This window comes from Paenibacillus polymyxa, assembly GCF_018614975.1.
Taxonomy (GTDB): Bacteria; Bacillota; Bacilli; order Paenibacillales; family Paenibacillaceae; genus Paenibacillus; species Paenibacillus polymyxa_E.
The window spans coordinates 82,867-100,571 of the sequence record NZ_JAGGNR010000007.1; the positions used below are offsets into that span (position 1 = coordinate 82,867).

A 17,705-nucleotide genomic window follows, 5' to 3' on the forward strand; every position below is an offset into this window, starting at 1 on the left:
AACGTCAATCGATAGAATTGTTGAGAAAGTCAAGTTGGCTTTCGTGAAAGTCTTAAAAACCGGCTTAGAAACAAGCAAAGCAAGTACAACTACTTGAGATGCATTAATTGATCAAGGGTACATTCGCCGCTGCGAATTTTCTCTACAAGGTCGAGGTAATTCTCGTCATCGGAACGGCTGTATGCTTCATCCGTATTCATAATCGGTGCTGTCCCGGAAATACCCATGAAGCTTCGCAATTGATCAGCCTGCCCCTGCATGACGACTACAGGTGACCTTCTCTCTTGCAGTGTCTGCTGGAGAGATCGCATCGCATTTGCCCGCTCCAGTGGTGCCGCTCCTGATATTCGCTCCATGTTCTGTCTCGCATGATCATTCATATGCATACCGCCCTCTTCCCACAAAGGCCAATTAATGGCGAGTGTAAACCCGTGACGTTCTCCCTGCTGAACACGCTCATTGCGGTATTCGGAATATTCGTCCATAAACGCATTTGCTGCCGCATAATCGGCTTGACCCACATTGCCATGTACCCCGGCTAGCGAGGAAAACAATACAAAAAAGTCCAGCTTGAAATACTGGCTTGCTTCATCCAAATGAACCGTTCCAGCCACTTTTGGAGCCAGCACCTCCTCGATGTCATCAAGCTCCTTTCGGATCATATAGCTGTCGCGAATTAAGCCTGCATTATGAATAATTCCATGTAATTCGCCGTAGTTTCGGTTGATTTCCAGCATCAGTTCATCTACAGCTTCCCTCTTCGAGACATCCGAACGCCGATACATGACCTCTGCCCCCATCTGTTCCAGCAACGCCATTCGCTGGCGATCTGATTCATCGAGTTCCGAACGCCCCGTAAGGATGAGCACGGGATGTTCCGCCTGCTCGGCGATATGCTCCGCTAGGATCGATCCGATGGCTCCCAGACCGCCTGTAATCAGATACACGCCTCGATCTTTCCAAGGCAGCTTGACCAAGGATGAATGCGAAGAACCGACCTCTTTCCACAATGATGTATATCTTTTATCGTTCTGATAGCGGATATGTGTATCGCCAGCGCTTTGACTGCTTTCCTTCAGGATCTGCACAACTCGTTCGGTACTCTGAAGATCATCGGCTTCGATGATTTGGATGATGATTTTCGGATTTTCCAATTCAGCCGTTTTTAGCAAGGCGGATAATCCTCCGAACAATTTATATTGTGCCCGCTTGGCAACCAGCAGTTGAATAAGTACAGCACCTTCCGGTCTAGCTTTGAGCAACTGTTGTACATAACGATAGGCCTTCTTAACAGCAAATAGATATTGCTCATCCATCAAGCCGGAATGACCAGCCCGATCCGCTGGGTCTGGACCTAGGGATACATACTGCACATTCGGAAGCTTGGCAGCCATGACGTGTTCCTGCTCTGTCCAAGGGCCAGATAACATGACGATATGACGACTGTATACCACCTCAGGCACAACTACTGCTTCCTGCTCCTTCCACTCTCTTGCAAACATCAGTGTTTGTGATTCGGTTGGAGATGATGTTTTCCCCATGTGAATCTCTCCCTTCAAAGGTTTGCTAGTGAAGCCCTCGAACTGGACACATACATTTCCATCTTCATCACACAAGTCAATGTCCAGCTTTTGCAGCGAAGTAGATGGTTTATGTCCGTTATTGTAACGAATATAAGCCCACATGTGTGCTGTACAAGGACGACGGAAAACGACCCGCTCCAGTGCAAAAGGAAGCAGGGGACTTGGACTAGTTTGCAGTCTGGGATCATCAGGCATCGAATGTGCAAGCAGCAATCCAATGGCGGACTGCAAAGCCGCATCCGCCATGGACGGATGAAGGACGAAGTCACGAGCGGAGTCCCTCACCCGGGCAGGGAGAGCAAGCTTGGCCAGCACCGCGTTTTCTCCCGTATAAACCGTTTCGATCCCTTGCATGGCTGCACCATAGTGAAGTCCCATCCGTTCAAAAGCATGATAGCATTCATCCGCTGTCCACGGTTTGATGCATCTTTTTTGTATGTCTGCCAGATTCAGCCGTAAGTTTTGGGATTCGGTTCTCAGCAAAGCCAAACCCTGACTATGCAGCAACTCGGCTGACGCATCTTGGGTGTATACTTCATAGTGAATGTCTCCCTGCTCTCCCGTATACAAACGCACATGAACGTCGATGGACTGAGCAGCGATTGCCATCGGTCTTCCCCAGATGATATTTTCCAGCACGATCACCTCAGGCACGGAATCAACCTGTTCTACAGAGCGTTTCACAGCCTCGCGAGCCATTTCCAAATAGGCCACTCCCGGAAGCACCCGGTGGGAACCGACCTGATGATCTGACAGGAAAAATTCATCACCGCTAAACCGTGAGGTAAAGCGCTGCTCCGATAACAGGGATGTATTATGGTGAAGCATCGGATGAAGCACTATGGTATCGCGGGAATCCGCTTTGGTATTGTTAGCAACATGTAGCGGCATTCCTTTGGCGCCAGGCAGCCAATATTTTTCCCGCTCAAACGGATAGGTGGGCAGACTCATTTTGCCTGGTGTTATTGCACCATACATTTCCTTCCAGTCCAGCTTCGCGCCATTCACCCATAATTCCAGCAATCGATTCACGTTAACTTGCATCATGGCCAGTCTGACATCTTCTGAAGGAGGCTTGCTCCCTTCTTGCTCGGTGTCTAAAGGCGTATACGAGGTTCGATTAACCCGTCCTCTGTATATTCCGGGAATGGCTTGCTTTAACTTTCCGGTTTGAATGGTAACCAGTCTAGCCATCAGTTCACGTATCGTGCTTGCTGTAAAAGCCAAACGTTCTTCCATTGCCTCTCTGCCGGTTTGAAGTGTATAGGCCAGCTTGTCTAACACCTGATCATCCAATGTTCGGCGGCGAATATATAGTAGAAGTTTCTCCGCCACAGCAACCAGCCTTTCTTCATTGCGGGCAGACAAAACGATCATTATCGGTTGCTTCGACTTACGTTCTACCCTGTTAGAAGAGCTTTCTATCACAGGAAAAGAAGGTTGGGCAGGAGCAGGAATGTATTCTTCAACGATTACATGAGCGTTTGCGCCCCCAGCGCCAAATGAGGATACACCGGCAATGCGCGGTATTTCCTGCATCTGTCCGTTCACCTCAACCATCGGTCTTGACCAATCGCTCGCCTGCTGCTGTACGATAAACGGCGTGTTCTTGAAGTCAATTTCCCTATTCAGCTCTCCAGCATGAAGGCTGGGTGCAATCTGACCATGCTTCAACTGAAGAATAATCTTGGTCAGTCCACCAATTCCGGCTGCCGATTCCATATGTCCAACGTTGCTTTTCAGTGATCCGATGGAACAGTATCCTTTATCCTGCGTATCCTGGCGGAAAGCTCGGGCAAGTCCGGCCATTTCAATCGGGTCTCCCAGGCTTGTCCCCGTACCATGAGCTTCGATATAGCTGATCCAACGGGCGTCAATGCCTGCTTTGTTGATTGCCTCCCGAATCAGGTCTCCTTGGGCTGCAGGATTGGGAACCATATACCCATTTGTCTTGCCGCCGTGGTTAATGTGGGTTCCGCGGATGACAGCATGGATCTGATCGCCATCTTCAACCGCTTTGGACAGTTGTTTCAGGATAACCACCCCGACGCCTTCCCCGGGTACAAAACCGTCCGCCTCCTGAGCGAAGCTCTTGCATTTTCCGTCCGCTGCCAGCATCTGCTGGGCACACAAGGCAACATAGCTGGAAGGATGCAGATACAGGTTCACCCCGCCTGCAATCGCTGCCTCACATTCGCCGCGGCGAATGCTTTCACAGGCTTCATGAATAGCCGTGAGTGAAGAGGAGCACATCGTATCCACCGGCATGCTGGGACCATGGAGGTTTAGCAAATAGGAAACCCGGTTTGCGACCGAACTGAACGAGGTCTGCGGGAACCATTCACTGCTTTCATTCCATAGAGGCGGGCCGTAGAGGTTGAAGCCATTCTTGGTAATGCCCGCGAACACCCCCACTTTGCCATTGTACTGTCGATCCATCTGTTCCCTTGTATAGCCCGAGTCTTCAAGCGCTTCCCATACGGTTTGCAAAAAGAGCCTTTCCTGCGGGTCCATGTTCATGACCTCTCGGGGAGAGAGCTGAAAGAACAGCGGATCAAAATCGGCGTATCCTTCAATGAAGCCGCCCCATTTGCTGTAGCTTTTGCCTTTGCGTGCAGCTTCCTTGCGATCCGGTTCATAGAATCCTTCAAGGGACCAGCGTTCTTCCGGAATTTCCGTGATACAGTCCTTGCCCGCAATCAGGTTGTCCCAGAATTGTTCCAGATGATCGGCCTGCGGATATTTGCCGCTGATGCCAATAATGGCAATCGGTTCATTGGCAGCCAAGTTGAGAGGTGCCGTGACGGGTACAGGCTTTGCCGGATACAAAACAGGTTCGTGCATCGTTCTTTCCACTGCGGAAACGGTTGACTGAATAAGGGATTCGTGTGTCTGTTCCGGCTCTTTTTCAGGCAGCTTAGGTAGGGCCGCCGCCAACAGCTCCTGTCTGTGCTGTTTCATAAAATAATGAATTAATGATGCAAGTGTTTTGTGTTCAAAAAACAGCGTGGTGTTCACGCCGTCAAAATGCTTGCGCAACTGATTGGTCAGTTGAACAATCAGGATAGAATCAATGCCGTAAGCCTCCATTGGTTCGGACTCATCGATCTGTTCAGGTGACATTCGAATAACCTCTCCGACCAGACGTTTGAAAAATGTCAGGCTGGCCTGCCACATCTGATCGGAATCCAGTTCGGACTCCGGCTGTGACAGTGGTTCTGTGTGCATGTTGTCCATCTTCATGGCCGATGTGTTTTCAGAAGAAATCTGCTCATCATTTGACCTGGCTTCTGCAGAAGGTGTAGCCATCGATATATAGCCGTCGCTGAAAGCGGTGATGATCTGCTGCCCAAGACTCTCACCGGGTTCGGCTGGCAGCATTGCCTGTCCAAACCCGGCTTCTTGTAGCGTCTTCTGCCACTGCTGCTTGCCAAGAACAGGAGAGCCTCCGATCCGGATCTCATCATCTTCATACAGCCACCACCCTTCCAGCAAACCAAATGTCAGGTGGCTAAACAGCGAGCTGCGAGTCAGTTCATTCAGCAGAAGCAGGCCGTTTTGTTTCAACAGATCGTGTACATGACCCAGGGTGCGGCTTATGTTCCGGGTAGCATGAAGAACATTGGCTGCGATGACCAGATCATACCTCCCCAGATCATAGGATTGTTCTGCAGGAGGCTTTTCGATATCCAGCATGGTGCAGTTCAGATAAGGGTGATTCTCCCCATAGGTCTTTTCTCCATGCAGCAGGAATGCTCTCGAGATGTCCGTGTATGCATACTCCGCAATAGAGGCGGCAAAAGGTTTGATCCGCTCAAGCACCTTTTCCGTCGTTCCTCCTGTCCCGGCACCGATTTCAAGAATACGCAAGCTGACCTGCGGATTGGATTCAAGTCGCTCGGCGAGGTACGCTGCGGCGGTATCGGCCAGTATTTCGTTGAAATAGTCTGCCGCTGAATTATGCTTGTAAATGTTCTGAACCATATCCATCGCTCCGTCGGGGAACATGATATTGGTGGCAGCCAGCTCTCCTCTGACAATCTCCGGCAGGCTGCGTATCATCTGGTCGACTAACTTAACCTGAGGCGCAAAATCCGGGTCCAATAGCCAGTGCTTCATACGCTGCTCCCATGCCGACCACATCGAGTCAGAAGCAAGAGACTGTTGCGACAAGGTATACTGCTCTATACGCTTTCTGCTTTCCTTCATCCAGCGATTATAGAGGGCATTAGGACGGTTTGCCGAATCAGCTGAGACCATCTGCTGCAACTGAATCGACATCAGTCCGGCCAGCATGGACTCGAATTCATCGTTAAAGGCAGCCCACTTTTGTTGAAGCGGCTTCACGTTGAGCTGTTGCCCAGAGATTCGATTCATGAGCTGATGGCGTCCTACTTGCTTCGCTTCAGGCGCTACCATAAATATACGATCAGACGCTGTACCTTCCACTGCCCCTGGCTTGTCCGTCTGAACGAACGCCAGTTGATGCTTGCCTCCTGCCATTAGCAGTTCCAGCGCACGCATGGCATCTTCAGGATGTATGGAGCCAATTCCCGACTGATTCAGTCTTTGCTTGAAGGCGGCAGGCACCTGGCTGGCGATGCCGGTCTCAGCCCAGTAACCCCAATTCATCACTTTTACAGGGAATTTCCAGGCTTGTGCTGCAGCACTCATGCCATCGATAAAGGCACATCCAGCGGCATATCCGGCTTGTCCAGCTGGTGTGGTGAACGAGCTCATGGAGGAGAAAAACAGCATAAAATCCAGAGGCTCCTGTCCAAAAATGTTCATCATATTCACACTGGCATCCAGCTTGGAAGACGATACATTTCGGAAATACTCCAGAGTCATCTGAGACAGACTTTGATCCATCAGGCCTACCGCTGCATGCACAACCCCGTGAATGGCTGGCGTCAATGATTTGATCTGGCGATATGCCTCCTGCAAGCTGTGCTTGTCGGCTGCATCCGCAGAAATATACAACGGTTCGGTTCCCAATTCGCCAAGACGTCTGCATAGCTCTCCGATCCGTGCATCGACCGCTCTTCGGCCAATCCAGATAAGCCGCGCCTGATAGCGCCGAATCATATATTCACTCCATGCTTCCCCAATGCCGCCCGCACCGCCAATAATAACGTAGACGCCATTTTTTCTAAATGCTTCATGCGTGTTACCGAGCGTGTCACCCATAGAGCAGACGTTCACAAGTATACGTTCATACCCTTTTCCATTCCGCCAGGCGCGTGTATTCCCATCCCATATCCCTGGAAAATGGCGTTCGGGATGCACTCCGATATCATGGACATCATCCACATCCAGATGGCAGACCCTCCAATCCGGCATTTCTTTGGCGAGGGAACCTGCCAGTCCGCTAATTCCGGCATGCGCCGGATAGATCGTTTCTCCAGCCAATACGTTGCAGGCCTTCTCCGTTATGATGATCAGATCGAGTCTGCGTGCGTCGTAGCCCAGATTCAACAATACTTTAATGAGAAGAAATGTCTGGAACAAGCCCTGGTTCTGCTCATTGATCACTTTCGCAGCATGCTCCGGTCCATGAACGATGCTTGAGGACGGCACAATCCAGACCAGACGGCTGATTACGCCATGGTGCTTTAACTTGAGCTCTAGTTCTGTTTCTGAGGCATCCCATTCAACCGCTAAAGGTCGCAGGCCGGGATGCCATTGCTGAATGACGTGCTGCTGCCTCGACGTCCCGCCTACAATAATCCCCGAACCACCGAAAGACATGGATAGAGGTTGGGTTACATGAGGACTGGTCGATACTTCTCTCCAACCTGGCGCATAAGTCATCGCTCCCGAGAGCGGAACCTGTGTCAGTGTCTGCTTCTCCGGGGTGGCGTTTGTTAATGTTTCATACGGAAGTGGCTTCGCAAACATATTGGACTCTTCCTGTAAAACGCCGGTTGGTTCCCCAGGATACGGTCTGTGCAAAATCGTCAGCCCTATGAATTGCAGGACTATTTTTCCCTGGTCGTCACACAGATCGATCTGTACTTTGCTAGACGTTCCAGAAGAATCCTGTTCCGGCAATAGACGCACCCATGCCCAGACGGAACCCGGGCAGTCTCGATAGATTACAGCCTGATCCAAGGAAAAAGGGGTCACTCCCCCTTCCTTGAATTGCGGCAATCCAATGCATGCCTGTATAGCTGAATCTACCAGAGCCGGATGCAGACCGTACTCCTCAGCTGTAGATGCAAGAGATGATGGCAATTTCAATTGTGCGAGGACTTGCCCCTCTCCAATATGAAGACGCTGAATCCCTTGATGACCCGGTCCATAAAACAGGCCGGACTGCTCAAAGATACGGTAACATTCAGCAGCCGTCATCGATTGTTTTCCGCATTGCAGCAGCAAGGATTCCAGATCGATCATTGGATGGGAAGATGCTTGACGAGTGGACGTCGAAATCGTTCCTAAATGATGTACATTTCGTTTGGATGGTTCGGATTGTATGGTTCTATGGTTGTTTTCCTCGCTGGTTATTTCATAACGGATCTCGCCTGTATCCAGCGGAGTTAATCCCAATTGCGCCTGGAGCCTGCCCGGTGTGACTGAATGCAGATCTATCCCCAGCGGCACAGTCCAGTAAATGTCGCGAAGAAGAATAACTCTGTCCTGCCGGGATGTATCTGCCTTAATAACCTGTTCCACCGCTGCCCTGGCCATTTCGAGGTAGGCGGCCCCTGGCATAATTTTACGATTATGAATGACATGATCGTTTAGAAAAAATTCCTGGCCACTCCACTCTGAACTGAAACGAATCCCTTGCAGATCCGATGTATTTCGCTGGAGAAGCGGGTGAAGATAAGATGTCGGTACAGGTTGTCCCGATTTTCGCTCCTTCTGTTCAGGCACCCAATAACGTTCTGTGGCAAACGGATACGTGGGCAGACTGATTCGCTGGGGTGTCCTTCCCGTGTAACCTTCAGACCACGGAACCTCAAGACCCTTCACCCAAAGATCCAACAGCTGTCCATACTTGCGTTTGCGGACCCAGTTTTTTACTGTTTCCTGCATATCTGCATCCTCTGCCAGTGCAGCGATGGAGGCTCTGTGGGACTTTATTTTGCCGCGATAGATGTTTTCGGCTTTCTCCGGATTAGCCATATAGGCGTCGAGCCGTTCTTTTAATTCAAGAATGGAATCCGCCAGAAAAGCCAGTCGTTCTTCCATCGCCCCACGCCCCGTCTGAAGTGTGTACGCGAGCTGAGGCAGATGATGATCCTCATATCGTCCCGTTTGCAGCGCCGCCAGCAATTGCCGAGCCTGCTGCTGAAGTCTTTCTTCGGTTTTGGCTGACAGTACAATGCACACTGGAGTAGCTTTGTTCATTGAGTCCCCATGAGCCGGATGAAGGGTCCTATCAGAATTGGCTACCGATTCAGTCGGAATATACTCTTCAAGCAGCACATGTGCGTTGACACCTCCGAATCCGAAGGAACTCACTCCTGCACGTCTTGGCAGCGCTCTGCCGGCAGAGTCATTAAGCGCTTCCCATGACTTGTTTTCATCAACGATGTAAAAAGGACTTCCTTCCAATTGAATGTAAGGGTTAGGTCTCTCATAATGAACCGTCTTCACGAGCGTTTTGTATTTCATCTGCAGCAGTACCTTAATGACCCCGGCAATACCCGCAGCAAGCTCCAGGTGCCCAATGTTGGTTTTGATAGAGCCCAGACCGCAGGAAGCTGAGGTTGTTTTATTAGATTCCGCAGTTGCAAGAGTCTCCTGAAACGCGATCTTCAAGCCATTAATTTCAATGGGGTCACCAAGTGGCGTGCCTGTTCCGTGAGCCTCAATGTATCCTATGGTAGACGGATGCACCCCAGCTTTTGAATACACGGATTTAATTAAGTCGGCCTGAGCGCGAGGATTCGGCGCGGTGAGCGATGCGGCCCGTCCACCATGATTTTCATCCGTAGCACGAATCAGGCCATATATATGGTCATTTGCTTGCTCGGCGGCCCGTAACCCTTTCAAAAAAATCATGCCAACGCCTTCTCCGCGTACATATCCGTTAACCTCATCGGAGAACGTTTTACAACGTCCATCCGGACTCAGCATACCTGCTTTATTGAAACTGATATGATAGTCCGGGTCCAGAATTGTATTAACGCCACCTACTATAGCAGTGTCACAGTCTCCGTTTCGTATCGCCTGAACAGCCCTGTGGAGGGCCACCAGCGAACTGGAGCATGCCGTCTCCACGGGTTCACTTGGACCATGTATATTCAGGAAAAAGCTCATTCGGTTAGGACCTACGGAAGCCACATGGCCTGTCGAAGTATATCCTTCGATTACGGTATCCGCCTGTGCCAACAGACGATGATACCCGCTGCTCGCAGTGCCAACAAAGATACCCATTTTGGAACCGGACAAGCTCGGTGGTGCATAGCCCGCATCTTCAATAGCTTTCCAGGCATACATCATCAAAAGCCGCTGCTGCGGGTCCATCAATTCCGCTTCACGCGGGGAAATACCAAAGAAACCAGGATCAAATTCGGCGACACCCTCCATAAATCCGCCCCATTTGATATTGGTTTTGTTGTGAGCCTGATCGGGGTCTCCGTAATAGGCTCTCCAGTCCCACCGATCCGGTGGAATTTCCGAGATGCAATCCCGTCCTTGAAGCAGGTTATCCCATAATGTATCAATGTCCTTCGCCATCGGAAAACGGCCGCTCATACCAATAATGGCAATGGGTTCCGGTGCCTTATGATTTTGATGATCGGATTCAGGCAGGCTGGATTCTCTATGGCGTTCGGAGGATGGTATTGAACCTTCCATTTGTTCTTTCTGCTCAAAGGAATCGGTCGTTTCCTTCTCCTGTGGTGAGACAGAAACATGCAGTTCCTCGGTGTCCATGTGCTTCTCAGCCAAAAGTGTGTCCCACTTTTTCGGATAGGCTCCGACAAGATGTCCTGTTAAAGACCTTAAGGTGGAGTGCTCAAAGAAAACAGTAGGTGTAAGTTGAAGCGCATAGTGCTGATTAAGAATACCGGCGTAATCGGTAAACGAAATGGAATCGAATCCATATTCGCCAAATTCCACATCTGGAAAGATGTCGGTCCGATTTACCTGCAACAAGTCAGACATATGACCCGTTAAAGCGTCCTGGACTCTGGAAACGAGCAGCCGTTTTCGCTCATCCCCTGTCGGAAATGTTCGTTCTTTCAACTCGGGGATGTCGCTTGGGACCGCAACAGACGTCATGGATTGTGAAGGAGCTGTTGACACGTTCCATGTCGACGGCTGATCCACCGAACCTGCGGAACCGGACATCACACCTGACAGAAATACGTCCGGTTCACCGTAAAAAGCCAGCACTTGGGCTGAACCGCTGTTCAAGGCCATATGCAACAGTTTGATTCCGATTGAGGTGTCCATTGGGTGCATTCCCCATTGGTGGCGAATTTTCTGCTCAGCTGCGGCCCCTGGTTGCATACGTCCTTCCCTCCAGAGCGGCCAGTTAATTGCGAGCGTTGTGCCGTTTCGCTGTCCGTTCCGAACCAGCGCAGCTCGGTATGTGGCGTAGGCATCCATAAAAGCATTCGCACAGGCATAATCCGCTTGACCCGAATTGCCTGTCACAGCAGCGAGCGAAGAGAACATGACAAAAAAATCGAGCGCCATGTGGGCGGTCGATTCATCGATCCATATCGTGCCGTCCACTTTGGGAGCCAAGACGGAGCGCAGTTCTTTTGAATCTTTGTACCGTAAGGCACGATCTTTCACGACACCTGCCGCATGAATAATGCCGTTCAGCTCACCATAATCAGACTCAATTTCCTGTACCAGTCTCTGAACTGCTTCACGTGAAGTGATGTCCACTTTCCTGTAAAGTACGTGATTTCCGTTCAATTGAAGCTGTTGAAGATGGGCCTGCTGCTCTGCGTTTGGATTCGAGCGGCCGTTTAACATAATCGTGGCATTCCTAATTTGACTGACAAGCGTACGTGTCAATGCTAATCCGATTCCGCCGATGCCTCCGGTTATCAGATATACCCCACCGTCTTTCAAGGACAATGAATGGCTTGTGGAGGGAGCAGTCAGCTCATGCCAGACTCTTATTTGCCTGCTGCCGGAAGCCGGATAGCGGGCAATTACGTTCTCTGAATGACGACTCTCTGAAGCCAATTTATCAATCAGTTCTCCTGTTCGTATGGAGGAGTGCAGCTGAACAAGCTGGCATGTCAACTGTCGATGCTCTCTTGAAGCCGTCAACAACATTCCGGCAAGACCATTAAGCAGTCCGCCCTGTCCCTCTTCCTCATAAGGAATAACGAGCTGAATAAGTATGCTTCCGGTTTCCGTGCTCAGCATTTGGCTGATTTCTTCGAGCAGGTGTGCAGCTGATTCAGTAAAAAAGCCTGCCAGCGGGTGCAGCAATGCATCATCTTGCTCCAATCGCTCTGCGGATGCAAATACATCCGTTGCCAGTCGCACGCAGCGAGCGTGAGGGAACGATTCACGTAATGAAGATAGCTGCCCTGTAAAATGATCCGAAATCAGGATCAGATGACTATTGTACTGAGCAGCGGCTGATCGGTCGGAAGAGATCTCAAGTGGCTTCCATTCCGGCGCCATTAGAATCGGCCTCACGCTTTTTTCCAGCTGTGTATCGAAATCCTTCTCCAGAACACGTGGCGTGAATCCGGTCATGCGTATACGTACCATTCCGTCCATGTCGCACAGCTCTACATCCAGCTTGTGAATTTTGCTGTCCCGGCTGTTTCCTGAACTGTACGTGGCAACCGCCCACATCTCCGCTGTACAGGGGCCCAGAATATCCAACTGCTCCAGCGCAAACGGCAGTGCAGGCCTGCCAGAGGCAGCCTGGTCCGTCACTATGCCGAGCAGATATCCGATGGTGACCTGAAGTGCCGAGTCCATCAAGCTGGGATGAAGAATATATTTCTCACCCGAAGCAGTCAGAGATTGCGGTAGTGACAGGTGTGCTAAGACACGATCCTGTCCAACATATACAGACTGTATCCCGCGCAAGCCCGGCCCAAGGACAATACCAGTTTGAGCGGAGGCAGCGTAAAATACTTCGGCATCGACCGGGCTGGGTGTGCAAGCCTCAAGTTCGGTTTGAATATCCCGCTCCATCTGGACCGGAAGCTTGGCAAGCATGACTTGGCCCTGACTGTATACCTGTTTATGTGGACCGCTTTCCTTTCCCTGCTCCTGAACAATTTCAAAGTGCATCGTTTCGTCTCCCTCTGTCTGCTCGACAGGACGAAAACGGATGGCAAAGGACGTTGATGTTTCATTCAGAATTAACGGGGCAGACCAGATCACGTTTCTCAAACGAATTATCCTCGAATCCGAGAAATCACCCCAGGCCGTATCTGCTGCAAAGCACACCCACTCCAAATGAGCTACACCTGGAAGCACCTTCATCCCCTTCACCAAGTGATCCTTGAAAAAGAATTCCTGACCACTGAAAGTGGACGAATATTGCAATTGCCCTACGCTGGATGTGTTTCTGTGAACCAGCGGATGCAGCACTGTTCCAAAAGCATGTTCGGCGTATGGCGGCTGTTTAACGCGCTGCGTTTCTTCATGTACCGGTACCCAGTAGTCGTCCCCTGCAAAGGGGTAAGTCGGGAGCGGGATACGCCGTGCAGAGATTGGAAACAGCTTGTCGAATGAAAGCTCGTAGCCCTGTACATACATTTCGCAGAGGGCTGACAAATGCTCCAGATAAACAGACGAATCCTCCGTCTCCCGGCACTGCCTTATACATTCGGCGGCGTATCGCTTCAACGAGGCGTTGCCGCGTTGTTCGTTTCGATTAACGAACCCGCTGGATACTGAATTGCTCTCCCCTTTTGCAAGCCACTCACTCAACTGATCTGCAAGCTGCTCCCCGTTGCGGGCAATACAGATCATCCGATGAGCCAAGTGAGGTCTGCCTGTAAGCAAGGTATAACTCATGTGCAGGCTTCCCACCGCGGAGTTTTCCTTCGCATAGGACACAAGCTGCTCAGCTTGCTGACGTAGTTGGTCCGCAGTGCGAGCTGACAGTGCTATCAGATATCCGGGCCGCAGATCCGACCTGATAGCCGGACGTGGGGGGGCTTCTTCAATGACCATATGAGCATTGGTTCCGCTGAATCCAAATGAACTGATTGCAGCCCTTCTCACCTGTCCTTTTTCCGTGTCCCATGCCTTGGTCTCTGTATTGACATAAAAAGGGCTGTCGTCGAACGTGATGCTGGGATTGGCCTTTTCCATATGCAGCGAAGCAGGAATGCGCTTGTGACGCAGGGAAAGCAAAACCTTGATTAATCCGGCAATACCCGCAGCGGTCGCCAGATGCCCGATATTGGTTTTGATGGAGCCGAGCGCACAGTATTGCTTCTGATCCGTATATGACGAAAATGCGTTAGTGAGCGCCTGAAATTCGATCGGGTCCCCGAGCCGGGTTCCGGTTCCATGCGCCTCTACCAGCTGAATGCTGGCCGGATCAATACCAAAGCGATCATAGACCTGTTTCTCCAAAGCGGTCTGCGATTTGGCGCTTGGTGCGGTAATTCCGTTGGTCGTACCATCCTGATTGATGCCTGTTCCGCGAATTACACCATGTATGTGATCTCCATCACGGATAGCATCACTGAGGCGTTTCAGCAGAACCGCTCCAGCTCCTTCTCCTGGCACAAAACCGTCTGCCCGTTCATCAAACGTATGACATCGCCCTGTGGTTGAAAGCATGCCGGCACGGTTGGCATCCATATAGAACTGGGGAGTCGATTGAATAAACACTCCGCCCGCAAGTGCCATTTCCGTTTCCCTCGCCCACAGCGACTGACACGCCAGATGAATGGCCACCAACGAGCTGGAGCAGGCGGTATCTACCGCAATGGCAGGACCTTTCAAATCGAGATAATAGGCGATCCTGGCCGGAATGATGGACCCGGCTTTCCCCCAGAAGGACTGAGCCGGAGGTTGTTCACCCATCAGCTGTCCATAATCCATTTCCGTACAGCCAACGTATACGCCGCATTTACGGCCCTGCATCGACTCGCCGGCATAACCGGCATCCTCGAATGTTCTCCAGGCTTCCTCCAGAAAAATCCGTTGCTGAGGGTCCATGTAGGCGGCTTCTTGCCCGGAAATGTTAAAAAAGAGCGGATCAAAGGCATGAATGTTATCCAAAAAGCTGCCCTGGTCGCAAAAGGAAACATCCGCTCCATAATGCTTGGCAAGATTCCAGCGCTGCTCGCGTTGGATCAGGTCATCTCCCTTTTCGAGATGCGACCACAATTCCGCTACGTCGCGCGAACCCGCAAATCGGCCGCTCATGCCAATGATCGCCACCGGCTCATACGTTGTCAGCTCTTCGCTTTTGTTTTCCAATCCGTTACGTTCAATCCGAACTCGGGTGGTGACACCGGCAGAATCGGCTGGAAGAGCGGCAGCAGCAGGCTGATAGCGCATGTATTCCGGCACGTTGATGACAATTTTGCCGATATTTTTTCGTTGATCCATGCAGCGGTAGGCTTCCTGTAATCTGTCCATCGGGAATGTCTGACCAATCAGGGGACGGATGACTTCCTCTTCTACCCACTGCAGCATCTCTTGTCTGTATTCCGCGAGCATTTCGGGCTGCTCCATGCCCAGCTTGCGCAGATCCAGACTGTAGAAGCTCTGGTTGTGATTGAGTCCTGACAGGTTGACTGCATGGGCGCTTTTGAGAGCTGTCATCGCGATTTCAATGTATCTTCCGTTCGGCGCAAGACAGTTTAGTCCTTTTTGCAGCGCCTCACCTGACAGGGTATTTAAAATGACGTGTACCCCTTCTCCGTTCGTAAGCCGTTGTACTTCCTGTTCAAAGTCCGTAGTGGCATAGTTGATTACATGGCTGGCGCCCATTTCGCGCAAATAATCCAACTTGTGCTGCTTGCTGGCCGTGGCGAAAATTTCTGCACCAAGATGGCGGGCAAGCTGAATGGCTACTAGTCCGACACCTCCGGTTGCCGTTTGGATCAGAACCCGTTCGCCGGGTTTAATATTGGCTTTGCGGAAGGCGGCAATGACGGTCATGGCTACGACGGGCAGCGAGCAAGCTTCCTCATGAGTGAGCCGATCAGGTTTGGCAAACACTTGCTCTGCTTTACATGTGATGGCGGTGGCATGCGCTCCGAGAGAGGCATCTGCATAGAACACTACCTCATCGCCGGTTTTTACCGTTGTAACGGATGAACCTGTTTCAACTACAATACCGGATGCCTCGAATCCTGGTGTAAAAGGATACGGCGGCATGGTCGGATATAGGCCCCGAATACAGAGCAAATCCCCAAAATTCAGGGAAAACGCTCTGACCGAAATACGCACTTCGTCAGGCAGCAACTCCTGCACAAAGGTCTGGTGAAGCTGAAGATCGCTGATCTCCGAGGGGCTGCCAATATGTGTGTGATAAAAATAAGACCCCGAGGTCTTGTCATTGATTCGGGTATTAGGTGCTTTCGCGTTGCTGCTGTCCACAAAGGGAGCTGATGCATAATTGACAGATTCAGAAGGGAGCGATGTGCCCGGCAAAATGGTTGTCGTTTTATCTGATGCCATGGTAGCTGCCGACTCCAGCTCCAAAGCCTGACTCTGCAATAGCAGCGATTCGATCGTTTTTCCGTATTCCTGCAAAATGTGTTCTGCCAGACGATCCACATTGTTATAGTCGAACAGCACGGTCGTTTGCAAGGTCAGTTTGCACTTCTGATTAAGCACGTTGACCAGATGGACGGCAATAATGGAATCGACGCCATAGTCCGAGAAGCTGCGATTGTTCTGGATTCTGGACTGCTCCATCTTCAGGTCCTCCGCGATGCTTTCACGGATCGCCTTTTTCACAAACTGTTCAGTCATCTCCGCGGTGATGATCCCATGATCCGCAGCGGGCTGCTCCTGTTCATAGAACGATTCGTTCTGGTGTACGATATCGGCAGGACGACTGGGTTGAAAAACGTTCTTAACGACAGGTGCAGAACTATTAGCCCGAATGACGATACCGTCACTTTTGGCGGCAATGATGTGCTGTCCATAGCGGTCTGCCTCTGTTGACGGGTAATGAACGGAATGATAACCTTCCCGCTGAAGCATCTTTTTCCAGTTTGCGGCCGACAAGGCCGGACACCCCGGGATGCGGACATTTTCATCCGTGTACTGCCACCAACCCTCCAGCAGTCCGAAGGTCAGGTGATTTATTACGGTTTTGCGCGTAATCTCGTTTAACAGCAATTGTCCATCCTTTTTGAGTGATGCCTTGATCATGCGAAGTGTATCTCGGATATCCGGGGTGGTATGAAGTACATTGGTTGCAATAATGAGATCATACCTACCCGGTTCAATGCCTTGCTCGGCAAAAGGAATTTTCAAATCGGCAATTTTGTATGTCAAATAGGGTACCGAGGGACCATACTGCTGCTCAGCATGCATGAGAAAGGCACGGGATATATCGGAATAACAGTATTCCTGTATCTTGTGTGCGACGTGTTTTAACTTTTCAAAAACGACTTCGCTTGTGCCTCCGGTGCCGGCGCCGATTTCCAGAATGTTTACTTTCCTGTGTCCTGTGATCTCGGACGTCAATTCATTGATTACGCTTAGCGCCTGGTCTGCAAGGATTCCATTGAAATAATCGGCAATGGCATGATGTTTATAAATACCCTCAACCATATGCATCGATGAGTCGGGAAACATCACCTCAGTAGCGGCCCTATGTCCTTTGAGAATGTCCGGAAGAGCACGAATCATCGAATCGGCCAATCTTGCATAGGCACGCACATCGGGATGCGAGATCCAGCCCGGAAGTCTGCGTTCCCATTCCGCCCAGGATAACCGTGTCCAGGCCGCAATCTCTTCTGATTGGAGGCTTTCAACCGGACCAGGCAACTCCTGGGCATATTCGGCAAGCATTAGGCGACTTTCGCTCAGCCATTTCTGATAGAATGGGCGGACCGTTTTTTTAAACACAAAATGTTCGTCCATACATCCTGCATTGTGCAGCTGCCCCCATAATAACCGAATAAGAAGCCGTTCGATGCTGCTCATCTGCTCCTGAACCGAATCCATATGTTCTGTAATGATCAT

1 protein-coding gene is annotated in these 17,705 nt (G+C 50.8%); it reads right to left on the reverse strand.

Annotated features, from left to right (window positions below; genetic code table 11):
* Positions 1 to 89: 89 nt before the first annotated feature.
* Entirely contained in the window at positions 90 to 17,705 is a 17,616-nt protein-coding gene (locus tag J7E78_RS29235; RefSeq protein ID WP_251034783.1) for an SDR family NAD(P)-dependent oxidoreductase, read from the reverse strand.